Source organism: Stenotrophomonas terrae, assembly GCF_001431465.1.
Lineage (GTDB): Bacteria > Pseudomonadota > Gammaproteobacteria > Xanthomonadales > Xanthomonadaceae > Stenotrophomonas > Stenotrophomonas terrae.
The window spans coordinates 26,160-49,798 of record NZ_LDJJ01000017.1; the positions used below are offsets into that span (position 1 = coordinate 26,160).

22 protein-coding genes and 1 pseudogene are annotated in these 23,639 nt (G+C 63.7%); 12 read left to right on the plus strand and 11 right to left on the minus strand.

Annotated features, from left to right (window positions below):
- The first annotated feature begins 30 nt into the window (after nucleotides 1–30).
- The 5 genes from ABB27_RS05835 (at nucleotide 31) to rfbD (ending at nucleotide 4,477) form a co-directional block, all read left to right on the plus strand.
- A complete protein-coding gene (locus ABB27_RS05835; RefSeq protein ID WP_161809616.1) occupies nucleotides 31–930 on the plus strand; it encodes a class I SAM-dependent methyltransferase in 900 nt (299 codons plus the stop codon).
- A 102-nt stretch (nucleotides 931–1,032) separates the two neighbouring features.
- Nucleotides 1,033–2,088: a dTDP-glucose 4,6-dehydratase gene (gene rfbB, locus ABB27_RS05840; protein ID WP_057627302.1), complete on the plus strand. Its 1,056-nt coding sequence runs from the start codon at nucleotides 1,033–1,035 to the stop codon at nucleotides 2,086–2,088.
- A 51-nt stretch (nucleotides 2,089–2,139) separates the two neighbouring features.
- Nucleotides 2,140–3,027 carry a glucose-1-phosphate thymidylyltransferase RfbA gene (gene rfbA, locus ABB27_RS05845; RefSeq protein ID WP_057627303.1) on the plus strand — a complete coding sequence of 296 codons (888 nt, stop codon included), beginning with the start codon at nucleotides 2,140–2,142 and terminating at the stop codon, nucleotides 3,025–3,027.
- Complete coding sequence (gene rfbC, locus ABB27_RS05850; RefSeq protein ID WP_057627304.1) at nucleotides 3,024–3,581, plus strand: dTDP-4-dehydrorhamnose 3,5-epimerase; 558 nt, start codon at nucleotides 3,024–3,026, stop codon at nucleotides 3,579–3,581. Before rfbA ends, rfbC begins: the two co-directional genes overlap by 4 nt.
- Nucleotides 3,578–4,477 carry a dTDP-4-dehydrorhamnose reductase gene (gene rfbD, locus ABB27_RS05855; RefSeq protein ID WP_057627305.1) on the plus strand — a complete coding sequence of 300 codons (900 nt, stop codon included), beginning with the start codon at nucleotides 3,578–3,580 and terminating at the stop codon, nucleotides 4,475–4,477. Before rfbC ends, rfbD begins: the two co-directional genes overlap by 4 nt.
- A gap of 100 nt (nucleotides 4,478–4,577) precedes the next feature.
- Here rfbD and ABB27_RS05860 read toward each other — a convergent pair whose 3' ends face one another.
- Nucleotides 4,578–5,981: a mannose-1-phosphate guanylyltransferase/mannose-6-phosphate isomerase gene (locus ABB27_RS05860; RefSeq protein ID WP_057627306.1), complete on the minus strand. Its 1,404-nt coding sequence runs from the start codon at nucleotides 5,979–5,981 to the stop codon at nucleotides 4,578–4,580.
- 8 nt (nucleotides 5,982–5,989) lie between these two features.
- Complete coding sequence (locus ABB27_RS05865) at nucleotides 5,990–7,336, minus strand: phosphohexomutase domain-containing protein (RefSeq protein WP_057627307.1); 1,347 nt, start codon at nucleotides 7,334–7,336, stop codon at nucleotides 5,990–5,992.
- Between the two features lie 176 nt (nucleotides 7,337–7,512).
- Between ABB27_RS05865 and ABB27_RS05870 the strand changes: the two genes are divergently transcribed.
- Genes ABB27_RS05870 through ABB27_RS05880 form a run of 3 tightly spaced genes read left to right on the plus strand, consistent with a single transcriptional unit; the run spans nucleotide 7,513 to nucleotide 9,526 of the window.
- Nucleotides 7,513–8,247, plus strand: coding sequence for a CoA transferase subunit A (locus tag ABB27_RS05870; protein WP_057627308.1), 735 nt, complete (start codon nucleotides 7,513–7,515; stop codon nucleotides 8,245–8,247).
- 1 nt (nucleotide 8,248) lies between these two features.
- Nucleotides 8,249–8,881 (plus strand): CoA transferase subunit B, encoded by a 633-nt coding sequence (locus ABB27_RS05875; protein WP_057627309.1) that lies wholly within the window; start codon nucleotides 8,249–8,251, stop codon nucleotides 8,879–8,881.
- Between the two features lie 39 nt (nucleotides 8,882–8,920).
- Nucleotides 8,921–9,526, plus strand: coding sequence for an alpha-ketoglutarate-dependent dioxygenase AlkB family protein (locus ABB27_RS05880; RefSeq protein ID WP_057627531.1), 606 nt, complete (start codon nucleotides 8,921–8,923; stop codon nucleotides 9,524–9,526).
- Here ABB27_RS05880 and ABB27_RS05885 read toward each other — a convergent pair.
- Genes ABB27_RS05885 through ABB27_RS05900 form a run of 4 tightly spaced genes read right to left on the minus strand, consistent with a single transcriptional unit; the run spans nucleotide 9,480 to nucleotide 12,978 of the window.
- Nucleotides 9,480–10,127, minus strand: coding sequence for an ABC-type transport auxiliary lipoprotein family protein (locus tag ABB27_RS05885; RefSeq protein WP_057627310.1), 648 nt, complete (start codon nucleotides 10,125–10,127; stop codon nucleotides 9,480–9,482). The two genes, ABB27_RS05880 and ABB27_RS05885, sit on opposite strands and share 47 nt — an antisense overlap.
- Entirely contained in the window at nucleotides 10,124–11,050 is a 927-nt protein-coding gene (locus ABB27_RS05890; protein WP_057627311.1) for an MlaD family protein, read from the minus strand. The genes ABB27_RS05885 and ABB27_RS05890 overlap by 4 nt, the downstream gene beginning before the upstream one ends.
- Nucleotide 11,051: 1 nt before the next feature.
- Complete coding sequence (locus ABB27_RS05895; RefSeq protein WP_057627312.1) at nucleotides 11,052–11,861, minus strand: ABC transporter ATP-binding protein; 810 nt, start codon at nucleotides 11,859–11,861, stop codon at nucleotides 11,052–11,054.
- Between the two features lie 4 nt (nucleotides 11,862–11,865).
- Nucleotides 11,866–12,978: an ABC transporter permease gene (locus tag ABB27_RS05900; protein WP_057627533.1), complete on the minus strand. Its 1,113-nt coding sequence runs from the start codon at nucleotides 12,976–12,978 to the stop codon at nucleotides 11,866–11,868.
- Between the two features lie 83 nt (nucleotides 12,979–13,061).
- On the opposite strand from ABB27_RS05900, the gene ABB27_RS05905 reads away from it, so the two are divergent.
- The gene (locus tag ABB27_RS05905; RefSeq protein WP_057627313.1) at nucleotides 13,062–14,333 is read left to right on the plus strand and encodes a threonine/serine exporter family protein; all 1,272 of its coding nucleotides are present in this window, start codon (nucleotides 13,062–13,064) and stop codon (nucleotides 14,331–14,333) included.
- Nucleotides 14,334–14,675: 342 nt separating this feature from the next.
- Here ABB27_RS05905 and ABB27_RS05910 read toward each other — a convergent pair.
- The 3 genes and pseudogenes from ABB27_RS05910 to ABB27_RS05920 form a co-directional block, all read right to left on the minus strand.
- Nucleotides 14,676–15,053 (minus strand): annotated as a pseudogene (locus ABB27_RS05910) (H-NS histone family protein); the annotation flags it as partial.
- Nucleotides 15,054–15,215: 162 nt separating this feature from the next.
- Entirely contained in the window at nucleotides 15,216–16,910 is a 1,695-nt protein-coding gene (locus ABB27_RS05915; RefSeq protein WP_057627315.1) for a proline--tRNA ligase, read from the minus strand.
- Between the two features lie 385 nt (nucleotides 16,911–17,295).
- Nucleotides 17,296–17,685 (minus strand): DUF4124 domain-containing protein, encoded by a 390-nt coding sequence (locus ABB27_RS05920; RefSeq protein WP_057627316.1) that lies wholly within the window; start codon nucleotides 17,683–17,685, stop codon nucleotides 17,296–17,298.
- A gap of 82 nt (nucleotides 17,686–17,767) precedes the next feature.
- Here ABB27_RS05920 and pssA point away from each other — a divergent pair, with 82 nt between their 5' ends.
- From pssA to rimI, 3 genes are read left to right on the plus strand one after another with little or no spacing between them, the layout of a single operon-like run.
- Nucleotides 17,768–18,547 (plus strand): CDP-diacylglycerol--serine O-phosphatidyltransferase, encoded by a 780-nt coding sequence (pssA, locus tag ABB27_RS05925; protein WP_057627317.1) that lies wholly within the window; start codon nucleotides 17,768–17,770, stop codon nucleotides 18,545–18,547.
- Between the two features lie 56 nt (nucleotides 18,548–18,603).
- Nucleotides 18,604–19,032 (plus strand): hypothetical protein, encoded by a 429-nt coding sequence (locus tag ABB27_RS05930; protein ID WP_057627535.1) that lies wholly within the window; start codon nucleotides 18,604–18,606, stop codon nucleotides 19,030–19,032.
- Complete coding sequence (rimI, locus tag ABB27_RS05935; protein WP_057627318.1) at nucleotides 19,029–19,514, plus strand: ribosomal protein S18-alanine N-acetyltransferase; 486 nt, start codon at nucleotides 19,029–19,031, stop codon at nucleotides 19,512–19,514. The genes ABB27_RS05930 and rimI overlap by 4 nt, the downstream gene beginning before the upstream one ends.
- A 23-nt stretch (nucleotides 19,515–19,537) precedes the next feature.
- Here rimI and ABB27_RS05940 read toward each other — a convergent pair whose 3' ends face one another.
- Together ABB27_RS05940 and ABB27_RS05945 are read right to left on the minus strand one after the other, a co-directional pair.
- Nucleotides 19,538–20,362 (minus strand): EamA family transporter, encoded by an 825-nt coding sequence (locus tag ABB27_RS05940; protein ID WP_057627319.1) that lies wholly within the window; start codon nucleotides 20,360–20,362, stop codon nucleotides 19,538–19,540.
- A gap of 420 nt (nucleotides 20,363–20,782) precedes the next feature.
- The gene (locus ABB27_RS05945) at nucleotides 20,783–23,638 is read right to left on the minus strand and encodes a valine--tRNA ligase (protein WP_057627320.1); all 2,856 of its coding nucleotides are present in this window, start codon (nucleotides 23,636–23,638) and stop codon (nucleotides 20,783–20,785) included.
- Nucleotide 23,639 lies beyond the last annotated feature (1 nt).

A 23,639-nucleotide genomic window follows, 5' to 3' on the forward strand; every position in this document is an offset into this window, starting at 1 on the left:
CAACTCTGAATGCATCGCAATGGAGGCGAAGTGACTGTATTCGATTCGGTAGCGTTCCAGGTAGGGGAGCAATGTCCTGCCTGTCTTAGGATGATGCGCACGGGACTGGCGTCATGGCACCGCGTTTGTGATCACTGCAGCTACGAAGGCAGCACGTTGCTGGTGGATATCGATGTGGCAGGCGTCAGGGACGTGATAGACGAAGCCATGCGCGAAGAGGGGTTGAATGACCTGCGCAAGCGTAATTTCGCCACCCTGGAGTCTGATCTGGCTAGGAGGGTCACGGCTGCTGAAGAGGGGCGTGCGCGCATGCTTGATGTCGGCTGCGCGCATGGTTGGTTCCTGGAGGCGAGCCATGCCGACTTCGATGTCATCGGCATCGAGCCAGATGTGCGGGTCGCCGATGCTGCCGCGGCGCGAGGACTGGCCATACGCAGCGGATTCTTTCCCGAGGCGCTGGAGGCCGATGAGCGCTTCGACGTGATCGTATTCAACGACGTCCTCGAGCATATCCCTGATATTGGCGCGGCATTGCGCGCGTGTGTGGAGCGTTTGCAGCCCGGCGGCTGGGTGGTGGTCAATTCTCCGGCACGTACCGGGGTGCTTTATCAATTGTCCGTACTGATGGCGCGGCTGGGCCTGCCGGCATCGTTCGATCGCATGTGGCAGAAGGGGTTTCCTTCACCGCATGTGCATTACCTGGACGATGTCAGTATTCAGGCCATCGCCGCCCATGCCGGTCTGACCGTTGCGGACGTAAGTACGCTGCCATCGCTGAGCACGCGTGGGTTGTATGCGCGTATTCGCGCTGATCGCAACGTGTCCTTTGCGAAGGCTGCGGGGGTGGCTTCGGTGCTGACCCTGGCAAGCCCTGCCCTTAAAATGCTGCCGGCCGACATCAAGGTATGGATGCTCCGGGCTGGTACCTGAGCACCTGGTGCGCCTCCTGCATAGCGTCGTTGTATGCTTTCAGACTGACGTCGGGCGGATTCAAGGCCGCCCGCTGACACAATTTGAACAGGAGAACAGGTAGTGCCTACATGGTTTGTCACCGGCGGTGCCGGATTCATTGGCGGTAACTTCGTATTGGAGGCTGTCGCCAGAGGTGTGCGTGTCGTCAACCTGGACGCGCTGACCTACGCGGGCAACCTGAGGACTTTGGCTCCGCTGGAGGGCAATCCGGCCCACGTGTTCGTACACGGCGATATCGGCGATAGTGCGCTGGTGGCTGGCCTGCTGGCCGAGCACCGCCCCGATGCGGTGCTGAATTTTGCCGCCGAGAGCCATGTGGACCGGTCTATTGACGGCCCGGGGGCCTTCATTCAGACCAATGTGGTCGGGACGCTTGGTCTTCTGGAGGCCGTGCGCGACTACTGGAAGGCGCTGCCCGCCGACAAGGCCGATGCATTCCGCTTCCTGCATGTGTCCACCGACGAGGTCTATGGCACGCTGGGTGAAACCGGCAAGTTCACCGAAACCACGCCTTACGCCCCGAACTCGCCGTACTCGGCATCCAAGGCGGCTTCAGATCATCTGGTGCGTGCCTTCCACCACACCTATGGCCTGCCGGTGTTGACCACCAACTGTTCCAACAACTATGGCCCGTATCATTTCCCGGAGAAACTCATTCCGCTGGTGATCGCCAAGGCGCTGGCCGGCGAGCCGTTGCCGGTGTATGGCGACGGCAAGCAGGTGCGTGATTGGCTGTTCGTGGCCGACCACTGCGAAGCGATCCGCACCGTACTGGCCAAGGGCAAGGTGGGTGAAACCTATAACGTCGGCGGAAATTCCGAGAAGCAGAACATCGAAGTGGTGCAGGCGATCTGTGCATTGCTGGATACGCGCCGCCCACGCGCGGACGGCAAGTCGCGCAGTGAGCAGATTACCTATGTCACCGATCGTCCCGGCCATGATCGCCGCTATGCCATCGATGCGTCCAAGCTCAAGAACGAACTGGGCTGGGAGCCGAAGCACAGCTTTGAACAGGGCGTCGAATTTACCGTCGATTGGTATCTGGACAACCAGCAATGGGTGAATGGTGTACTGGATGGCAGCTACCGCCTGCAGCGTATTGGAATCGACGCCTGATAGCGCAGATCCAGCGCCTGCAGGGTTTTGCGGGCCAACAAGGGAACAACCATGACGCAACGTAAAGGCATCATCCTGGCTGGCGGCTCCGGTACGCGGCTTTATCCGATCACCAAGGGTGTCAGCAAGCAATTGCTGCCGGTCTATGACAAGCCCATGATCTACTACCCGCTCAGCGTGTTGATGCTGGCGGGCATCCGTGAAGTGCTGATCATCAATACGCCGCACGAACAGGCGTTGTTCCAACAGCTGTTGGGCGATGGTTCGCAGTGGGGAATGGACATCCAGTACGCGGTGCAGGCCAGCCCCGACGGCTTGGCGCAGGCCTACTTGATCGGTCGCGACTTCGTCGGCGGCAAGCCCAGCTGCCTGGTGCTTGGTGACAATATTTTCCACGGCACGGGCCTGCGCGAAGTGCTCAAGCGCGCCGATGCGCGTGACGATGGAGCGACGGTGTTCGGCTACTGGGTCAATGACCCGGAGCGCTACGGCGTGGCCGAGTTCGGCAAGGATGGCAAGGTCGTTGGCTTGGTGGAAAAGCCTGCCGAACCGCGATCCAACTATGCGGTGACCGGCCTGTATTTCTATGACGGAAATGCCAGCGATTACGCTGCTGCGTTGAAGCCGTCACCGCGCGGTGAGCTGGAGATCACGGACCTCAATCAGCGTTACCTGGACGAAGGCAAGTTGCAGCTGGAACCGCTGGGCCGTGGCTACGCCTGGTTGGATACCGGCACGCACCAGTCCTTGCTGGAAGCCTCGAACTTCATCGAAACCATCCAGACCCGGCAAGGCTTGCAGGTCTGCTGCCCCGAAGAAATCGCCTATGGACAGGGTTGGATTACCGCCGAGCAGCTCATGGCGTTGGCGGCACCCCTGTCCAAGAACGGCTATGGGCAGTATCTGCAGAAGCTTGTTCAGCGAGGAATTGTTCCGTGAAGGTAATTCAAACCACCATGCCCGGCTGTGTGGTCATCGAGCCGGCCGTGTTTGGCGATGAACGTGGTTTTTTCTTTGAAACCTGGAACGCCGAGCGTTTCAGTGCGCTGGGCTTGCCCGACAAATTCGTGCAAAGCAATGTGTCGGCTTCCAGCAAGGGTGTGCTGCGCGGCCTGCATTACCAGTGGCCGCGTCCGCAGGGCAAGCTGGTCAGTGTGCTGGAAGGTGAGGTGTATGACGTGGCGGTGGATATCCGCCGTGGCTCGCCTACCTTCGGTCGTTGGGAAGCTGTCGTCCTGAGTGCCGAGAACAAGCGCCAGTTCTGGATACCGGAAGGTTTTGCACACGGTTTCGCGGTGCTGTCCGAGCGCGCGGTGTTCAGTTATCTGTGCACCGAGGTGTATCTGAAAGAATTCGATGCTGGTGTGCGCTGGAACGATGCCGACATCGCAGTGGATTGGCCGATCAGTGGCCCTGTCTTGTCTGCCAAGGATGAGAACGCACCGTTCCTGAAAGACATCGCCGAAGACCGTCTGCCGGTCTACGTGCCATGACCGTATTGGTCTTTGGCGGTAACGGCCAGGTGGGCCGGGAGTTGCTGCGGGCACTGGCTCCACTGGGGCCCGTCATCGCCACCACGCGCAGTGGAACATTGGCGGACGGCCGTGCTTGCGAGGTGGCGGATTTCGATTCGCCTGAAGGTCTGCCGACCTTGCTGGATCGGCTGCAGCCTTCGATAGTCGTCAATGCTGCGGCCTACACCGCTGTCGACAAGGCCGAACAGGAGCCCGAAGCGGCGTTCCGGGCCAATGCGCAGGCACCGGGCGTGATTGCGCAATGGTGTGCGGCTCACGACGTACCTATGGTGCATTACTCCACGGACTATGTGTTCGATGGGCAGGGCACTGCGCCTTATGCTGAAGACCATGCCACGGCACCGTTGGGCGTGTATGGCAGCAGCAAGCGCGACGGCGAGGAGGCGGTACGTGCAGCCGGCGGCCGGCACCTGATCTTCCGCACCGCGTGGGTGTATGCCTCGCACGGCAGCAACTTCCTGCGCACGATGTTGCGGGTAGGCGCTGAACGCGATGAACTGCGGGTGGTGGCTGATCAGATTGGCACGCCGACACCGGCAGCCTTGATCGCCGATGTGACTGCGCAGGCCTTGCAACATCCGGGGCAGTTGTCCGGTACCTGGCATTTGACCGCATCGGGGCAAACCAGTTGGCATGGTTTTGCCGAGGCGATCTTCGCCGAGGCAGTTGCCGCAGGTGTGTTGGCGAAGGCGCCGAACGTGCAGGCAATCTCAAGCGCGGAATACCCGACATCGGCCAAACGCCCGGCCTGGTCGGTGCTGGACAACCGCAAGCTGCAGCGGGATTTTGGTATCACCCTGCCGGCTTGGCGCGAGGGCCTGCGCCACGTGATCGCTGAGATCGCAAACGCCTGACTTGCGCTCATGCGCATGGCGATGGGTCATCATGCCGGCGCTGAGATGGAAAAAACCCCGGGGATGCCCGGGGCTTTTTCTGTGCGGCCTGCTCGTTATCTCAGGTGCGACCGTAGGTATCCTCGAAGCGCACGATATCGTCTTCACCGAGGTAGCTGCCGGATTGCACCTCGATCAGCTCCAGCGGCAGCTTGCCCGGGTTGCGCAGACGGTGGGTGACACCGAGCGGAATATAGGTGCTCTGGTTCTCGGTCAGCAGCAGCACTTCATCGCCGCGGGTGACCTCGGCGGTGCCGCTGACCACGATCCAGTGCTCGGCGCGGTGATGGTGCATCTGCAGGCTCAGGGTGCCGCCAGGTTTGACCGTGATGCGCTTCACCTGGAAGCGTTCACCGTGGTCGATGGAATCGTAGGCGCCCCATGGGCGATAGACCTTGCGATGCCAGGTGGCTTCGCTGCGGCCATCGGCCTTCAGTCGCGCCACGACGTCCTTTACTTCCTGCATGCGGTCGGACTTTCCGACCAGCACCGCATCGTCGGTCTCGACCACGATCACGTCATCCAGCCCCACCATCGCAATCAAGCGTTCGCCATACGCGAAGGTGTCATGGCAGTCGATGGCAATGACATCGCCGCGATGCGCGTTGCCGTTGGCGTCCTGTTCGGAGACATCGCGCAGCGCGGTCCACGAGCCGACATCGCTCCAGCCGGCATCCAGCGGAACCACGGCAGCGTCGGCGGTCTTTTCCATCACCGCGTAATCGATCGAATCCGATGGGCTGGCCTTGAAGGCCTCCGCATCCAGGCGGATGAAGTCGCTTTCGCGTCGTGCCTTTTCCCACGAAGCGCGGCAGGCGGCCAGGATCTGCGGCTGCAGGCGTTCCAGTTCCTGCAGGTAACGCGAGGCACGGAACAGGAACATGCCGCTGTTCCAGTAGTACTCGCCGGAAGCCACATAGGCCTGTGCGGTGGCCAGGTCGGGCTTTTCGACGAAGCGCTCGATGGCCCGTGCACCGTCACCGGGCACCGCCTTGATGTAGCCATAGCCGGTTTCCGGCGCAGTTGGCTGGATGCCGAAGGTAACCAGTTTGCCCTGTTCGGCGATATCCGCCGCGTCCATGATGGCGCTGTGGAAATGCCCCACATCACGAATCAAATGGTCTGAAGGCAGCACCAGCAGCAGCGGGTCGGCGCCGTCGCGGCAGGCTTCCAATGCAGCGGCAGCAATGGCCGGTGCGGTATTGCGGCCGACCGGCTCCAGCAGGATCGCCGACGGTGTGGTCCCCACCTGCTGCAGTTGCTCGGCGGCAACGAACCGGTGCGTCTCGTTGGCCACCACGATCGGTGCCTGCGTGGCGACATCGGCCACCCGCAACCAGGTGGACTGCAGCATGCTGTGCTCGCTGGCCAGCTGCAGGAACTGCTTGGGATAGGCCTCACGTGAAAGTGGCCACAGGCGCGTGCCGGAACCACCGGAAAGGATGACGGGCAGGATCTGGCTCATGGCGTTTCTCAGGCGGTGATCAAGGTGGAGATTTCAGCAGTACGGTCTGCCAGCAGGGCTGCATCACCGCGGGTTTCAACATTCAGGCGCAGCAATGGCTCGGTGTTGGAACTGCGCAGGTTGAAGCGCCAGTTGCCGAAGTCGGCGCTGATGCCGTCGGTATGGTCCAGTGCCGGCGACTGCGCGGCGAAGTGTGCCATTACCCGGGCGACGGCCGCCTTGGCATCGGCAACCTTGAAGTTGATTTCGCCGCTGCACGGGAAGCGCGCCATGCGGTCCTCGACCAACTCGGCCAATGACAGGCCGCTGCTGGACACCTGTGCGGCAATCAACAGCCACGGGATCATCCCGGAATCGGCATAGGCGAATTCCCGGAAGTAATGGTGCGCGCTCATTTCGCCGCCATAGACGGCGTTCTCGGCGCGCATTTTTTCCTTGATGAAGGCGTGGCCACTCTTGCACAGCACCGGTACACCGCCGGCGGCCTCGACCATCTCGACCGTGTTCCAGGTCAGGCGCGGATCGTGAATGATCTTGCCGCCGGGATTGCGGGCGAGGATGGCCTGGGCCAGCAGGCCGACCAGGTAATAGCCTTCGATGAAGCGGCCGTTCTGGTCAAAGAAGAAGCAGCGGTCGAAGTCACCATCCCAGGCGATGCCGAAGTCGGCGCCATGCTCGCGCACGGCCTTGGCGGTGACATCGCGGTTTTCCGGCAACAGCGGGTTGGGTATGCCGTTGGGGAAGCTGCCATCGGGTTCGTGGCAGATACGTACGAACTCCAGCGGAAGATGCGGTGCCAGCAGGTCGACAATGGCGCCGGCACCCCCGTTGCCGGCATTGACCACCAGCTTCAGCGGCTTGAGCTGGCTGGCATCGATGTAGCTGAGCAGGTGCTGGATGTAGGCGCTCTTGTCGTGTTGCTCGCTCTGGCCGGCGCGCGCGGGCTGCGGCAGTGAGTCATCGGCGGCGACTGCATCTGAAATGGTGAACAGGCCGGTATCGGAGCTGATCGGACGCGCTTGTTCGCGTACCAGCTTCATCCCGTTGTAGTCCATCGGGTTGTGGCTGGCGGTAACCATCACGCCGCCAGCGGCCTGCAGATGGCCGGTCTGGAAATAGACTTCCTCGGTGCCGCACAGGCCGATATCGATGACCTCGCGGCCCTGTCCGCGCAGACCCGCAGCCAGTGCCTCCTGCAGCGCAGGGCTGGTCAGGCGCACGTCATGCCCCAGCACCACCGGACCGGCGCCGAGTTCGGCGGCCAGTGCCTTGCCGATCTTGCGGGCCATGTCTTCATTGAGCTCTTCGGGCACGCGGCCGCGGATGTCATAGGCCTTGAACGCGGGGAGGGGCATGCATGCATCCTGCTGGGTGAAAGATTGCCTAGTTTAGTCGGGTACGCGTTCCCAGGCTGTCTGCCGGCTGGATGGAAGTTCCGGAATGGACAGGATGCGCTGGACGAAGGTCCAAGGGGGCCGTCACCGCAGTATGGCTAGAATATGGTCATCTTCAGTACTGTGAGCGTGATGCGATGAGCGATCTCTCCTCTCCGGCCCGGCAACGCGGCAAGGTCTTTGCCAGCGCTGCCGATGCCCTGGCTGGCATCGTGGCCGACGGGCAAACCCTTGCCGTAGGTGGCTTTGGCCTGTGTGGCATCCCCGAGGCACTGATTGCCGCCCTGCGCGACAGCGGGGTCAAGGGCCTGACCGCGATCTCCAACAATGCCGGCGTCGATGGCTTCGGCCTGGGCCAGCTGCTGGAAACGCGCCAGATCAAGAAGATGATTTCGTCCTATGTGGGCGAGAACAAGGAGTTCGAGCGCCAGTACCTGGCCGGTGAACTGGAGCTGGAATTCAACCCGCAGGGCACCCTGGCCGAGCGTCTGCGCGCCGGCGGTGCAGGCATCCCGGCGTTCTTCACCGCAACCGGCTACGGCACCATCGTTGCCGAAGGCAAGGAAACCCGCGAGATCGACGGCAAGCACTACGTGCTGGAAACCGCACTCAAGGCCGATGTGTCGCTGGTCAAGGCATGGAAGGCCGATGAGGCTGGCAACCTGCTGTTCCGCAAGACCGCACGCAACTTCAACCCGGCCTGCGCCATGGCCGGCAAGGTCTGCGTGGTGGAAGTGGAAGAGATCGTGCCGGTGGGCGCGATCGATCCGGACCAGGTCCATCTGCCGGGCATCTACGTCGATCGCATCGTATTGAACGCAACGCCGGAGAAGCGCATCGAACAGCGCACCGTGCGTCAGGAGGGGAACTGAGATGGCCTGGACCCGTGACGAAATGGCACAGCGCGCCGCGCGCGAGCTGACCGATGGTGCCTACGTGAATCTGGGCATCGGCCTGCCGACCCTGGTGGCCAATCACATCCCGGAAGGTGTGGATGTGTGGCTGCAGTCGGAGAACGGCCTGCTTGGCATCGGCCCCTTCCCGACCGAGGCCGAGGTGGATGCCGACCTGATCAATGCCGGCAAGCAGACTGTCACCGCGCGTGCCGGTGCCAGCTACTTCGGCAGCCATGATTCGTTCGCGATGATCCGTGGCGGCCATATCAACCTGGCCATCCTCGGCGCCATGCAGGTGACCGACAAGGGCGACCTGGCCAACTGGATGGTGCCCGGCAAGATGGTCAAGGGCATGGGCGGCGCGATGGATCTGGTTGCCGGCGTGCAGCGCGTGGTGGTGCTGATGGAGCACACCGCCAAGAACGGCGAGCACAAGATCCTGCCGGACTGCACCCTGCCGCTGACCGGCGTGGCGGTGGTTGACCGCATCATCACCGATCTGGCGATCTTCGATGTCAGCGCCGATGGCCTGGTGCTGGTGGAAGCCGCGCCGGGTGTCAGTGATGACGAGTTGAAGGAAAAGACCGGCGTTGCATTCCGCCGTGCCTGAGTGAGAGAGCGGGGCGGCGTGGTCGCCCCGCATCGCGTGATGTTGTTTCCCGATACATCGACCCTGGCCGACGTCCAGCATCTTCCCTGCTGGTTGCCTGCAGTGCAGGCCGATGCCTTGTTGTTGGCCTTGCGTACGCAGGTGTCTTGGGACGTTCACCGCATCCGCATGTTCGGGCGCTGGCTGGATTCGCCGCGGCTGAGCTGCTGGATGGGTGATGCCGATGCGCATTACCGCTATTCGGGGGCGGACTTCATTCCGCAGCCGTGGGTGCCGGCGGTGCAGGAACTGCGCAATCTGCTGCAGCAGGCCTGTGATGCGCGCTTCAACAGCGTACTGCTCAACCGCTACCGCGATGGCCGCGACAGCATGGGCTGGCATAGTGATGACGAGCCCGAGCTGGGGCCGACGCCGATGATTGCCTCGCTCAGCCTGGGCGTTGAGCGGCGTTTTCTATTGCGACGCCGCGATGACGCCACGCGCAAGTTCGAATACCGGCTCGGTCACGGCGACCTGTTGCTGATGCGTGGGCATTGCCAGCGCGATTACCAGCATGCCTTGCCGAAAACCGCGCGGGTGGCCGGCGAGCGCATCAACCTCACTTTCCGCCAGGTCGCTGCTGTGCCGCGTCGCGCTGGCCGTTGAGCAGGGTCCAGCCGATCAGCTCGGTGGCGGTCTTGTCCAGCGCGGTTTCAAAGGCGCTGGCGACGCTGCCGATATCGGTGGAGGTGGCCGGCTCGGCGACGATGAAGGTGCGTGCGGCGACCACGCGCTGGTCCAGGCTGTAGATCAGCTTGGCGTTGAGCTCGATGGTGGCCGATGGCAGCTCACCGCCGCGGTAGTCCGATTCAAAGCGGCGCAGGTCGGTGGTCAGCTTGTAATCCGAGCGGATGCCGGTGGCAATGCGCGCAACGGCATCGATCCGGCCGGAGTCTTCAAAGCCGCGCAGCACGGTGTCTTCGAGGATGTCGGTGGCCGGCTGCGACCAGGTGGCACCGCGATAGACCTCCAGCTCACCGGGCGTCGGCCGCACGTTGATGCGCGGGCTGTCGATCAGGCGTGCGGCGCTGGGCTTGGCGATGGCCAGCTGCCAGTTCACCTGCGGCCAGGATGGATCGGCCTGTACCCGCACCTGCGGCGCATAGATGGTGGTGGACTGGCGGTCGCCGCCGGCCAGCACCGAGCAGCCGGCCAGGGCCAGCAGGCAGGCGGGGGCGAGCAGCTTGAGCATCGTGATGGACTTCATTTGGGTTCGAACTCCTTCGGGGCGTCGCGACCGAGCAGGTAGCGTGCCGGGTTGTTCTCCAGCCGGTCACTGACCCGGCGCAGGTCGCGGATCAGGCCGCGCAGTTCGGTCAGGGTCGGGCCGAGCTGGGCCAGGCCATCGTTGGCGAAACTATTGATGGCGGCACGGTTCTCACCAAGGATGGCATCGGCGTTGCCGGCGGCCGAGTCCAGCTTGCTGAGGCTGGTGTCGAGCTTGTCCAGGGTGGCCGGCAGCTGCCGCAATACGTTCTGGTCCAGGTTCTTGATGGCGCCGTTGGCGGTGCCCAGGGTGGTGTTGAGGTTGCGCGCGGCATCACGGGCTTCCACCAGCAATGCCTGGGTGCCCTGGTCGCGGTCGGCCAGGCCGCCGCTGATGGTTTCCAGGTGGGCGAGCGTGGCCGAGATCTTGTTTACGTTGTCGTCGCTGAGCAGTTCGTCCATGCGCTCGACCACGCGGTTGGCAACGTCGGTGATGTTCTGCAACGCCGACGGTGCGGCGGCGATGGTCGGTATCGGCTCCTTGCTGACCGCAGTGAGTGCGGCGGCCTGCGGGGTGCCACCGCTGAGCTGGATGATCGACGGCCCGGTCAGGCTGGTGATGGCCATTTTGGCGCGGGTATCGGTCTTGACCGGGGTGGTGGAATTGAGCCGCAGTTTGGCCACTACCTTGCGCGGGTCGTCCGGGGCCAGGGTCAGCTCGGTGATCGAGCCCACCGCGATGCCGTTGTACTGCACCGGGCTGCCGACCGACAAACCAGTCACTGCTTCATTGAACACCACCCGGTACTCCTGCCAGGTGCGGTCGGAGGAATATTTGGCGGCCCACAACCCGAACGCCAGCAGGGCAATGCCGGCAAGCAGGGTGAAGGCACCGATCAGGACGTAGTTGGCTTTGGTTTCCATATCAAGCGGGCTCGTGCTGGAGGCCGCGCGCAGCGCGGGCGCGGGGGCCGTGGAAGTAGTCGCGTATCCACGGATGGTCGAGTTGTTCGATTTCGGGCAAGGGGGCGTTGGCGATGACCTTGTGGTCGGCCAGCACCGCTACGCGGTCGCAGATGGCGTAGAGCGTGTCCAGATCGTGGGTGATCAGGAAGACGGTCAGGCCCAGTGCTTCCTGCAGGGTCTTGATCAGGCGGTCGAAGGCGGCCGCGCCGATCGGATCGAGCCCGGCGGTGGGTTCGTCCAGGAACAGCAAGGGTGGGTCGAGCGCCAGCGCACGGGCCAGGCCGGCGCGTTTGCGCATGCCGCCGGACAGCTGCGAGGGCAGCTTGTTGATGGCGTCGGCAGGCAGGCCGGCCAGCTTCACTTTCAGCAGGGCCAGTTCGTAATGCCAGCGTTCGCTGAGTTCGGGGTGATGTTCCTTGAGCGGCACCTGCACGTTCTCGCCCACGGTCAACGAGGAGAACAGGGCGCCGTCCTGGAACAGTACGCCGGTATTGCGCTCGATACGCAGGCGGTCGGCCGGATTGCCCGAGCGCGCATCCACGCCCAGTACTTCAATCTGCCCGGCATCGGGCGTGCGCAGGCCGAGAATGGAGCGCATCAACACCGATTTGCCGGTGCCCGAGCCGCCGACCACGCCAAGGATTTCGCCACGCCGCACATCCAGGTCCAGGCCATCGTGCACGGTCTGGCTGCCGAAACGATTGACCAGCCCGCGCACGCGGATGGCCAGCTCGGTGTCTTCAACGGTGGTGGCTTCAGGGGTGTTCATCGGCTCACCAACCCATGTGCATGAACCACAACGCGGCCAGCGCGTCGAGGATGATGACCAGCGAGATGGTCTGCACCACGCTGGAGGTGGTGCGTTCGCCCACCGATTGTGCGGTGCCTTCCACCTTCAAGCCTTCCAGGCAGCCGATCAGGGCGATGATCAACGCAAACACCGGCGCCTTGGACAGACCGACCAGCATGTGCCGCACCTCGATGGTGTCGTGCATGCGCGCCAGATACATCTGCGGCGGAATACCCAGATCAAATGCACCGACGGTGACGCCACCGGCCAGGCCGGCGATCATCGCGATGAACGTGAGCAGGGGCAGCATGATCAGCAGCGCGACCACCCGCGGCAGCACCAGCAGATCGATCGGGTCCAGGCCCAGGGTCTGGATGGCGTCGATTTCCTCGCGCGCCTTCATCGCGCCAATCTGCGCGGTAAAGGCGCTGGCGGTACGCCCGGCCAGCACGATGGCGGTAAGCAACACCGCGAACTCGCGCAGGAAGGCAATCGAGACCAACTCCACCACATAGATCTCTGCGCCGAAGTCGCGCAGGATGGTGGAACCGAGGAAGGCGATCACCGCGCCCACTAGGTAGGACAGCAGCGCCACCAGCGGCACGGCGTTCAGGCCCACTTCTTCCATCTGGTTGACCGCTGCGGTCAGCCGGAAGCGACGCGGTTGGCGGATCAGGCGTGCCAGCTTGCTCAGGTTCTCGCCGAGGAAGTTGACCAGCACCACGACGTTGCCGGCAATGGCATGCACCGAGCGGCCCAGTCGATCCAGCGCGGCGGCTACGCCGTAATCACGCTGCGGCTTGGGGCGTTCGTCGGCGACTTCCTCGATGGTGCAGACCAGCGCCTGGTGATCGTCGCGGAACTGCAGCGCCTCATCGGCCAGGCCCAGCTTGTGCGCGTAACGCAGCAACAGCAGTACCCCGGCCGAATCCAGCCGATCAATGGCGCGCGCATCGATACCGGTCACCGTGCCGGTCTGCGCATGCAATACCTCGCCCGAACGCAAGGCAGTGGCCAAGGTCCAGTTGCCGGAAAGCCTGAGCAGGCCATCCGCATCGGGAGGAAGTACGCAGTCGGGTGGGGGAATGTCTTTCATGGTGACCATTGACTGCGGAGAATAACCTGTCCGTCCTTCAACCCGGATGAGTATTTCATCCGCTTCAGGTGATACTAACGGCCATGTCTGCCGAAACCCTTGCCGCTGCCCCGGCCACTGCTTCCAATCGGGCTACCTATGCGCAACGTGTGGCCTTCGTTTCGGAGATGGCCGGGCGGCTGCACAGCTATGGCACCACCGCCCAGCGTCTGGAGGCAGCGGTGGTCGCCTTGGCGCAGCAGCTGGATCTGGATTGCGAGCCGTGGTCGAACCCGACCGGTTTGATTCTGAGTTTCAGCGACCCCACCCGCGCCATCGGCTCCAGTGATATCACCCGCGTCATCCGCCTGGGGCCGGGCGATACAAATCTGCACAAGCTGGCCATGGCCGACCAGATCGCCGATGCGGTGGCGGCCGGGCAGATGTCCATCGCCCAGGGCCACACCGCGCTGCGCCAGCTCGACAAGGATGGCGGCCTGCGCAGCAAGATCCAGTTGCTGGCCTCGTTCACCCTGGGCTCGGCCGGCGTGGCCGGTCTGTGGCGGCTGCCGTGGCTGGATATCGCCACCGCGGGTATTACCGGTCTGCTGATCGGCCTGATGCTGTTCTATACCGACCGGCGGGTAGCAACGCGTGAGGCCGGTGAGGCGCTGGCGGCGTTGCTGGCGGGCTTCGTCGCGGTGCTGGTGGCCAGTTTCATCGGGCCGCTGAATCTGAATTCCACCATCATCGCGTCGCTGGTGGTGCTGCTGCCGGGTATGGCGCTGACCAACTCGGTCAACGAACTGGCCAGCGGGCATTGGGTATCGGGCACGGCGCGGTTCGCCGGTGCGCTGACCACCATCATGAAGCTCACGGTGGGCGCGATGATCGCCGTCACCATCGCCAACTCCATCGGCCTGGAGCCGGTTATCCGCGCCTCGCGGCCGCAATCCAACTGGGTGGAATGGGGCTCGGTGCTGGTGGCCTCGTTTGCCTTCGCCATGCTGTTCCGGGCCAGCAAGCGCGACTATGTGTGGGTGATGGCTGCATCGGTGGCCGGTTACGCCATCTCCCGCTATGGCGGCCAGTTGTGGGGCGCGCCGGCAGGTATCTTTCTGGCGGCAATGGCAGTGACGGCCGCCGGCAATCTGTTCGGGCGCATCGTGCAGCGGCCGGGGGCGATCATCCGCTTGCCCGGCATCATCATGCTGGTGCCCGGCAGTACCAGTCTGCGCGGGGTGCTGAGCCTGATCCAGCAGCAGAACGTGAATGCCGGTGAGTCGGCATTGTTGACCGTGGTCAACGTGGTGATGGCGCTGGTGGCCGGGCTGCTGTTCGGTAATCTGCTGGTGCCGGCGCGCAAGAATCTCTGATGCGCGGGTGCACGGTCAGCCATTAAAGCACTGTTGGCTGTGATGCTGCTCACGAAAGTACCGCGATGCGCCGCAAACGCGGTGCATTTGAAGCGATCAAGGTAGCCCGGGTAAGCGCAGCGCACCCGGGGCTGTCTGCGGGCATTGGGAAATATCTGCATATTCCGGCTTTTCCTGCTTCCCGGGTGCGCTGCGCTTACCCGGGCTACGTTGCTTTCAGATAATCCCTGGCGTTTGAGTGCCGGAATCGGCAAATCCAAGGCTCGGCAGGGCCATTAAATCCAGCCAATAAAAAACGCCGGCAGCTGCCGGCGTTTTGTAATTTCCGTTCCAGATTACTTACTTCTGGATCAGGAAATCTTCAACCTTGCGGCCTGCCTTGGTGTATTCGGCCAGCCAGCGCGGCTGCTTGCCACGGCCAGTCCAGGTTTCAGCGGCATTGGCCGGGTTGCGGTACTTCGGCTCAACCTTGGGCAGCTTGCGGCCGGTCTTGGCGGTGCCCTTGCTGGCCTTGGCGCCACGCGGGGCCTTTACTGCAACGGCGGCGCCGGTGCCGAACAGCTCTTCGACGGTGTAACCAGCCTTCTTGGCGGCAGCGGCAACCAGGGCACGGGCCTTGGCAATCGGCTGGCGCTTGGCGACAACGGTCTTGCGCTTCTGTGCGTCGCGGATCAGTACGGCCAGTTCTTTGGCCGACAGCTGGGACAGATCGATACTCATCGAATAACTACTCCGGATAATGGGTTGGGGGTGAATGCCATTCCGTGGCAGCGCGGCAAAGCATACCGGGCCTGTTACGGGAATGACAAATAAATACCGTGTTCCATGTTATCCGCAAATGAAAACGCCGGGACTTTGTCCCGGCGTTATAAGGGCGTTGGCTCAGCCGGTAATCCGGCTGATCGCCGTTGCCTGATCCAGGTTTTCCGCCTCGCTGGCGTTGCGTGCGCGGTATTCCACGGTGCCTGCAGCCAGGCCACGTTCGGAGACGACGATGCGATGCGGAATGCCGATCAGTTCCATATCGGCAAACATCTGGCCCGGGCGTAGGCCACGGTCGTCCAGTGCGGCATCCACGCCAGCCGCCTGCAGCTGGGCCAGCAAGGCTTCGGCGGCGGCGGTGACGGTCGGGTCCTGCTTCGGGTTGATCATGCAGACAACCGCTTGCCACGGCGCCATGCTCACCGGCCAGATAATGCCGACTTCGTCATGGTTCTGCTCGATCGCTGCGGCGACGATGCGCGAAACGCCAATGCCATAACAGCCCATCGCCATCACCGCAGCCTTGCCGTTCTGGTCCAGCACGGTGGCCTTCAATGCCTGCGCATATTGGCGGCCCAGCTGGAACACATGGCCGACTTCGATACCACGGGTAATCTTCAGCTCGCCGCCGTCGCGCGCGCGGTCGCCGGCCTTGACGTTGCGGATATCGGCAACCTCCGGCTCGGCGAGGTCGCGGCCCCAATTGACGCCAGCAATATGCAGACCTTTCTCATTGGCGCCGACCACAAAATCCGCCATTGCCGCCACTTCACGATCAGCCACCACGCGGATCGGCTTGCGCGGATTCAAGGGGCCGAGGAAACCCGGCTCGCTGCCCAGATAATCGGCAATCTCGGCTTCGCTGGCCATGCGGTAATCGTTCAGGCCAGCCACCTTGGCCAATTTGATTTCATTGACTTCGTGGTCGCCACGTACCAGTGCCAGCACGAACTGATTATCCGTGCTCATTACCGCGATTGATTTGACCGTGCGCAGCAGGGCGATGCCCATCAGCGCGGCCACCTCTTCACAGGTTTTCTGGGTGGGGGTATCGATCTTGCGCAGGGCTTCGCTGGCGGCGCCGCGCGCGGCCGGGTCGGCGGCGATGGCCGCTTCCACGTTGGCGGCGTAATCCGAGCCGGTGGAGAACACCAGCGCGTCTTCACCGGAATCGGCGATGACGTGGAATTCCTGCGAGGCGTCGCCACCGATGGCGCCGGAATCAGCCTGTACGGCGCGGAATTCCAGGCCCAGGCGGGTGAAGATGCGGCTATAGGCCGCCTTCATGTTTTCGTATTCGGCCACCAGGCTGGCGTCGTCCAGATGGAAGGAATAGGCATCCTTCATCAAAAACTCTCGCGAACGCATGACGCCGAAACGCGGGCGGATTTCGTCGCGGAACTTGGTCTGCACCTGGTAGAAATTGACCGGCAGCTGCTTGTAGCTGGACAGCTCCTGGCGCGCGAAGTCGGTAATGGCTTCCTCGGCCGTGGGGCTGTAGCAGTATTCCTGCTCCTTGCGGTCCTTGATTTTCAGCAGCTGGCCGCCGAATTTTTCCCACCGGCCGGTTTCTTCCCACAATTCCTTGGGCTGGATGGTCGGCAGCTGCAACTCCACCGCGCCGGCGCGATTCATTTCCTCGCGAACGATGGCTTCCACCTTGCGCAACACCCGCAGGCCCAGCGGCGACCAGGTGTACAGGCCCGATGCCAGCTTGCGGATCATGCCCGCGCGCAGCATCAGCCGGTGGCTGACCAGCTCGGCGTCGGCAGGGGTTTCCTTGGTGGTGTGCAGGTGGAAACGGGAAAGGCGCATGGCAGGGGGCTTCGCAGAACGGACGATCCGCTATTTTGCCAGCCTTGCAGGCCCCTGCGTACCGCCGCGAGCAGGTCAGGGCAGCGGCGAGGGGGAAACTGACTGTAGGAGCGGCGTCAGCCGCGAAGCTGGGAATACAGAAAGGCCTCAAAAGCCAACCCCCCTCCCCAGCCCTCCCCTTGGCCTGTGGCCAAAGGGAGGCAACAGAGCTGTAGGAGCGGCGTAAGCCGCGAAGCTAGCCGATCCAGGTTGGCGGAAGTGTTGGCAATTGCAGGGATTACGAGCTTCGCGGCTTACGCCCCTCCCACAACCCCGCAGCCCCGCAGCTTTATCGCCGGGCAGGCTTCACCAACGCAAAATCACCGCCCGGCAGTTGCCGCCTGGCTCAAGTCTTCGGTGCTGGCTTGCAATAAGCCGCGGCAGTCGCCTCGGCCAGATGCTTCTGCGCGACGCGCTGGGCGTCATCCAGCGGCGTATCCGGCTTGCCGTCGCCATCGGTGTCCTGCATCACCGGGTCGCTGCCGTTCAGCAGCTCCAGGTTTTTGCGCGCGCCCAGGCACTGGGCCGATTCGGCGGCTTCGGCCGGTGCCGCTGGTTCGGCAGCCGATGCGCCGCTGGCGGTGATGCGGCGGGTTTCGTAGGGCTTGCCGGCCGGCGGCCGTTCCGAGTACTGGGTGACGCCATTGGCGTCCTTCCACTTGTAGAGATTGCCGGCGTGGGCGCCGGCGGCGGCTGTGAGCATGAGCAGGCAGCAGAGGCGGGACAGGGCGAGCATGGCAACTCCAGACACCGAAACAGGGCAGGGGGCGATTGCAGCACCCGGTGACGTGGCTGGCAAGTCGATTAAACTGGCCGGTATGGACGAATTGAGACCACCACCCCGTTCGCGCAGCATCTACCTGCTCCCGAACCTGTTTACCACCGCCGGGCTGTTTGCCGGCTTCTACGCGATCATCGCCGCTTCCAACGGGCAGTTCGTCAACGCCAGTATTGCCGTGTTCGTGGCGGCGGTGATGGATGGGCTGGATGGCCGGGTTGCGCGTTTGACCGGCACCAGCAGCGAATTCGGCGTGCAATACGACTCCCTGGCCGATCTGGTCAGCTTCGGCATGGCGCCGGCGCTGGTCATGTATCACTGGGCCCTGTCTTCCCTGAAGTTCGACGGTGACGTGCTGGGCCGGGTCGGCTGGTCGGCAGCGTTTCTCTACGCCGCCTGCGCCGCGCTGCGGCTGGCCCGCTTCAATACCCAGGTGGGTACGGTCGACAAGCGCTGGTTTGTCGGCCTGGCAAGCCCGGCCGCAGCCGGCTTGATGATGTCCTTTGTCTGGGCTTTTGCCGACGGCGAGCTGGGCTGGAACGGCGAGCAGCTGCGCTATGTGGCCTTGGGCGTGACCATCCTGTCCGGCCTGCTGATGGTCAGCCGGATCCGCTTCTGGAGCTTCAAGGGCGGCAGTGAGAAGGGTCCGCGCTCCGAGCGGGTGCCGTTCATGGTGCTGGCGCTGGTGCCGATCGTGATTTCGATCGTGGTGCTGGATCCGGCCCGCACCTTGCTGGTGGTTGGCGTGATCTATGCGCTGTCCGGGCCGGTGATGTGGCTGCTGCAGCGCTGGCGGCAACCGGCTGGCAAGGTGCAGTGATCGGCTTCTCGCCCGAACCGGTGTGGACCGCCGAGCAGCAGGCATGGCTGCAGGCGATGGGCTACACCGTGTATCTGGAAGGCGGCGCGCTGGACGCGCCGCCAGTTGTCGCTGCCACTCCGGCGTTTGACGCTCCGGTGGAGGCGGCCGAGCGCACGCCGCAGCCGCAGGCGGCGGTGATGAACGAGCCGGTAGCCGCTGCGCCGCCGCGCGAAACCGCAGCCAAGGCGCCAGAGGCTCCGAATACCGCAGCGGCGCCGGTGTTTGCGGCGAACGCGGCCGGCGGGGTGCGCCGCAGCGGTGGCCTGCGCATGCCCGATCGCCTGCAGATTGCCTTGTTGCGGGCTTCAGGCTGCAATCCCAATGAGCCACAGACGCGGGCATTGATGGACAGCTGGCCGCTGGCCGAGCTGCGCGCCAATCCGGCAGCCAAGCGCGCCCTGTGGCCGCAGCTGCGCGCATTGCGGCGGAAATCGCGGCAATGAGCACGCTGGGCACGGTCCTGCGTCCCATGTATGACGGGGACCTGGATGCGGTGATGGAGGTGGAGCTGCGCGCCTATCCATTCCCGTGGACGCGTGGCATCTTCCAGGATTGCCTGCGTGCCGATTACCCGAGCCGGGTATTGGTGCAGGACGATGGCATCGTCGGCTACGGCGTACTCAGCCTCGCCGCCGATGAGGCGCATGTGCTCAATGTCTGTGTTGATCCCTTGTGCCAGTCGCGCGGCCATGGCCGGCGCCTGCTGCGCGAGTTGGTGCGGGTTGCCCGCCAACGCCGCGCGCTGCGTGTGTTCCTGGAAGTGCGCCCTTCCAATACCTCGGCCATCGCGCTGTACCACAGCGAAGGATTCAACGAGATTGGCCGCCGGCCGCGTTATTACCCCACCAGCAACGGGCGCGAGGATGCGCTGGTGATGGCGATGGAGCTGGTGGACGACGACATCAGCGTGATGCCGCCGCTGTAAGCCGCGCTTTCAAGACGAGCTTGTCAGGCCAGCCGCAGCAGCATTACCCCGGCGACGATCAGCCCGGCGGCCAGCAGGCGCCGGCGGCTGATGTGCTCTTTCAGCAACAACGCCGATATCAGCAACGCGAACAGGATCGAGGTTTCGCGCAGCGCGGCGATCACCGCCACCGGCGCCAGCGTCATTGCCCATAGTGCGATCGCATAGGAGGCGGTGGTGCCGATGCCACCGATCAGACCGCGCTGCCAGTTGCCGCGCAGATAGCTGTTCAATTGCGCACGGCGGGCGAACAGCGCCCACAGCGGCAGCGGCAGGCCGGATAGCAGGAACAACCACAGCGTGTAGCTCAAGGCATTGCCCGACAATCGCGCGCCCTGTGCGTCGACCAGGGTGTAGGTGGCGATGACCACGGCGATGCCCAGCGGCAGGCGAATGTTGCCGCCTTTGCCGCTGCCGGCCATGCACAGGATGCCGCCGCTGATCAGGGCGATCCCTGCCCAGGCAGCGGCGGGCAGGTGTTCGTTGAACAGCCAGGTGCCGGCGATGGCGACCAGTAGCGGCGCGCAACCGCGCATCAACGGGTAGGACAGGCTCATGTCGGCGCTGTGATAGGCGCGGGCGACAAGCACGTAGTAGCCGGTCTGCAGCACGGCGGAGGCAGCAAGCCAGGGCCAGCTTTGTTCTGCAGGTGCTGGCAGCCAGGGCAGGATCATGGCCGACAGCACGGCAGCCCAGCCGGTGACCAGGAGGGTGGTCAGCAGTTTGTCGCCACCGAGTTTGACGATGGCGTTCCAGCTGGCGTGGAGCAGGGCGGCGAACAGGACGGCGCAGAAGATGCCGAATGACATTGTTGTTGGTGGTTTGGAGGCTTGTGGAGCGTAGCTGGGATTGAGGGGTGTTGGGGTTGTGGGGAGTGAAAGGCAAAAGGCAAAAGGCAAGAGGCAAAAGCCCCCTCATCCGCCCTGTCGGGCACCTTCTCCCGCGTGCGGGAGAAGGGACTGCAATGATTTTTGCGCTGTGATGGGTGGCCGCGCGATCACGCTCGAGCCGAAGCCGAAGCCGAAGCCGAAGCACGCAAAGCCGATTGCTCAGTCACCCCGCAGAAGTGCATGTTGCATTGCATTCCCTTCTCCCGCCTGCGGGAGAAGGTGCCCGGCAGGGCGGATGAGGGGGCTCTTTGTTCTTGGCGTTCAGCTCTTCGCGTCAAATACGCACAAAAGAAAACGCCGCCAAAAGGCGGCGTTTTCCACAACAGCAATCAGCAAGCCTTACAGCTTCGCGCGCTGTTCCTGCAGGCCGGCCAGCTGGCTGTTCCAATCCAGCAGACGCACACGCTCCTGCTCGACCACCGCCGCCGGCACCTTGTCGGTGAACTTGGATAGCTTGGTTTCGCTCTTTTCCTTCTCCGAGGAAACGCGGGTGATTTCCTTGTCCAGGCGTGCACGCTCGGCGTCCAGATCCACCAGGCCTTCCAGTGGCACAAGCAGCTTCAGCTCGCCGACAATTGCGGCTGCAGCGGGCGGGGTCACCGCATTAGCCGCCAGCCAGTCGATGCTCTCCAGCTTCAACAGGAAGCGCAGCTGCGAGGCAAAGCGCTCCACGCGTGCACGATCAGCATCCTGGCCGCCCTGCAACAACAGGCGTACCTGCTTGGACGGCGGCACGTTCAACTCGCTGCGCACGCGGCGCAGGGCGCTGACCATGACCTTGAACCACTCCACGTCGACTTCGGCCTGCGCATAGTCGCCGGCAAACTCCGCTGCGGTCGGGTAGGCGCGCAGTGACAGCGACGCGTCGGTGATGCCCAGGCGCGGTGCCACCTGCTGCCACAGCTGCTCGGTGACGAACGGGGTCAGCGGGTGCAGCAGGCGCAGCACCGCTTCCAGCACGTACAGCAGGGTGTGGCGGGTGCTGGCGGCGTCTTCGGCGTTGTCGCCGTTGAGCGCCGGCTTGGTCAGTTCCAGGAACCAATCGCAGAACTCGTTCCAGACAAACTCGTACAGTGCCTGCGACAACAGGTCGAAGCGGTAGTCGGCGAAGTGCTGCTGCGCTTCGGCCGAGACCTTGGCCAGGCGCGCGAGGATCCACTTTTCGGCATCGGTCTTGGCGGCGGGCATACCCTCACCCCCAGCCCCTCTCCCGGTGGGAGAGGGGAGCACGAAGCCCTCGGTGTTCATCAGGGTGAAGCGGCTGGCATTCCACAGCTTGTTGCAGAAGTTCTTGTAGCCCTCGGCGCGGCTCATGTCGAACTTGATGTCGCGGCCGTGGGTGGCCAGTGCGGCGATGGTGAAGCGCAGCGCATCGGCACCGTGGGCGAGGATGCCGTCCGGGAATTCCTTGCGCGTGGCCTTCTCGATCTTCTCGGCCATCTTCGGCTGCATCAGGCCATGGGTGCGCTTGGCAACCAGGTCGTCGATGGTGATGCCGTCGATGATGTCCAGCGGGTCCAGCACATTGCCCTTGGACTTGGACATCTTCTGGCCCTGGCCGTCGCGGATCAGGCCCGTCATGTAGACGTCCTTGAACGGGATCTGGCCGGTGAAGCTGTCGGTGGCCATGATCATGCGCGCCACCCAGAAGAAGATGATGTCGAAGCCGGTGACCAGCACGTTTGACGGCAGGTAGCGGTCAAAGCCACGCTCGGCCATCGCTGCTTCGTTCGGCCAGCCCAGGGTGGAGAACGGCCACAGCTGCGAGGAGAACCAGGTCTCCAGCACGTCGCTGTCCTGGGTCAGCACAACGTCGTCACCCAGCGCGGCCTTGGCGCGGGCTTCGGCTTCGTTGCGGCCCACGTAGCAGTTGCCGGCTTCGTCGAACCACGCCGGAATGCGATGGCCCCACCACAGCTGGCGGCTGATGCACCAATCCTGGATGTTCTCCATCCAGTGGCGATAGGTGTTGATCCAGTTGCCCGGCACGAACTTGATGGAACCGTTCTCGACGAGTTCCAAGCCACGCTTGGCCAGCCCGTCCATCTTCACGAACCACTGGTCGGTCAGGTAGGGCTCGATCACCTGGCCGGTACGGTCGCCGCGCGGCACCTGCAGCTTGTGCGCCTTGGTCTCGACCAGGATGCCCAGGTCTTCCAGCTCGGCCAGGATCATCTTGCGCGCGTCGTAACGGTCCAGGCCACGGTACTGTTCCGGGGCGTTCTCGTTGAGCGTGGCGGTGGTGGTGAACAGGTTGATCATCGGCAGGCTGTGACGCACGCCCACCTGGTAGTCGTTGAAGTCGTGCGCCGGGGTCACCTTGACCACGCCGGTGCCGAACGCCTTGTCGACGTAGTCGTCGCCGATCACCGGCACGCTGCGGCCGGTCAGCGGCAGGGTCACGCTCTTGCCGATCAGGTGCGCGTAGCGGCTGTCTTCCGGGTGCACCATCACCGCGGTGTCGCCCAGCAGGGTTTCCGGGCGAGTGGTAGCCACGACCAGGTAGTTGCGGGTTTCGCGCAGGGTTTCGTTGCCGTCGGCGTCCACTTCGATGTGCTCATAGCTGGCACCGTCGTTGAGCGCGTAGGCGATCGACCACATGAAGCCGTCTTCTTCCACGCTCTCCACTTCCAGGTCGGAAATGGCGGTCTTCAGCACCGGATCCCAGTTGACCAGCCGCTGGCCACGGTAAATCAGGCCCTGCTCATGCCAGCGGATGAAGGACTCGATCACTGCCTCGCTCGGGCCCGGGTCCATGGTGAAGGTGCTGCGCGACCAGTCGGCCGAGGTGCCGAGGCGGCGCATCTGGCCTTCGATCACGTTGCCGGAGTGCGCCTTCCACTCCCAGACCTTGCCGATGAAGCCATCGCGGCCCAGCGAATCGCGGGTTTCGCCCTTGCCTTCCAGCGCCAGGTTGCGGCTGACCACCATTTCGGTGGCGATGCCGGCGTGGTCGGTACCCACCTGCCACAACGTGTCGTAGCCACGCATGCGGTGGTAGCGGATCAGCGCATCCATCAGCGTCTGCTGGAAGGCATGGCCCATGTGCAGGGTGCCGGTGACGTTCGGCGGCGGCAGCAGGATGGTGTACGGCTCGCCCTTGCCGGACGGCTTGAACAGGCCGGCCTTCTCCCACGACTCATAGAGCGCGGTTTCAAAGGATTTGGGGTCGTAGCTGGAGGCGAGTTGGGTCATG

What these genes read in the sequence shown, in the direction of transcription:
- ABB27_RS05930 (WP_057627535.1), top strand. Translation starts at nt 18,604, where the DNA reads ATGGGCTACACCGTGTATCTGGAAGGCGGCGCGCTGGACGCGCCGCCA.
- ABB27_RS05905 (WP_057627313.1), top strand. Translation starts at nt 13,062, where the DNA reads ATGTCTGCCGAAACCCTTGCCGCTGCCCCGGCCACTGCTTCCAATCGG.
- ABB27_RS05880 (WP_057627531.1), top strand. Translation starts at nt 8,921, where the DNA reads ATGTTGTTTCCCGATACATCGACCCTGGCCGACGTCCAGCATCTTCCC.
- ABB27_RS05895 (WP_057627312.1), bottom strand. Translation starts at nt 11,861, where the DNA reads ATGAACACCCCTGAAGCCACCACCGTTGAAGACACCGAGCTGGCCATC.
- ABB27_RS05885 (WP_057627310.1), bottom strand. Translation starts at nt 10,127, where the DNA reads ATGAAGTCCATCACGATGCTCAAGCTGCTCGCCCCCGCCTGCCTGCTG.
- pssA (WP_057627317.1), top strand. Translation starts at nt 17,768, where the DNA reads ATGGACGAATTGAGACCACCACCCCGTTCGCGCAGCATCTACCTGCTC.
- ABB27_RS05900 (WP_057627533.1), bottom strand. Translation starts at nt 12,978, where the DNA reads ATGAAAGACATTCCCCCACCCGACTGCGTACTTCCTCCCGATGCGGAT.
- ABB27_RS05940 (WP_057627319.1), bottom strand. Translation starts at nt 20,362, where the DNA reads ATGTCATTCGGCATCTTCTGCGCCGTCCTGTTCGCCGCCCTGCTCCAC.
- ABB27_RS05915 (WP_057627315.1), bottom strand. Translation starts at nt 16,910, where the DNA reads ATGCGCCTTTCCCGTTTCCACCTGCACACCACCAAGGAAACCCCTGCC.
- rfbA (WP_057627303.1), top strand. Translation starts at nt 2,140, where the DNA reads ATGACGCAACGTAAAGGCATCATCCTGGCTGGCGGCTCCGGTACGCGG.
- ABB27_RS05860 (WP_057627306.1), bottom strand. Translation starts at nt 5,981, where the DNA reads ATGAGCCAGATCCTGCCCGTCATCCTTTCCGGTGGTTCCGGCACGCGC.
- ABB27_RS05870 (WP_057627308.1), top strand. Translation starts at nt 7,513, where the DNA reads ATGAGCGATCTCTCCTCTCCGGCCCGGCAACGCGGCAAGGTCTTTGCC.
- ABB27_RS05945 (WP_057627320.1), bottom strand. Translation starts at nt 23,638, where the DNA reads ATGACCCAACTCGCCTCCAGCTACGACCCCAAATCCTTTGAAACCGCG.
- rimI (WP_057627318.1), top strand. Translation starts at nt 19,029, where the DNA reads ATGAGCACGCTGGGCACGGTCCTGCGTCCCATGTATGACGGGGACCTG.
- ABB27_RS05865 (WP_057627307.1), bottom strand. Translation starts at nt 7,336, where the DNA reads ATGCCCCTCCCCGCGTTCAAGGCCTATGACATCCGCGGCCGCGTGCCC.
- ABB27_RS05920 (WP_057627316.1), bottom strand. Translation starts at nt 17,685, where the DNA reads ATGCTCGCCCTGTCCCGCCTCTGCTGCCTGCTCATGCTCACAGCCGCC.
- ABB27_RS05890 (WP_057627311.1), bottom strand. Translation starts at nt 11,050, where the DNA reads ATGGAAACCAAAGCCAACTACGTCCTGATCGGTGCCTTCACCCTGCTT.
- ABB27_RS05875 (WP_057627309.1), top strand. Translation starts at nt 8,249, where the DNA reads ATGGCCTGGACCCGTGACGAAATGGCACAGCGCGCCGCGCGCGAGCTG.
- rfbD (WP_057627305.1), top strand. Translation starts at nt 3,578, where the DNA reads ATGACCGTATTGGTCTTTGGCGGTAACGGCCAGGTGGGCCGGGAGTTG.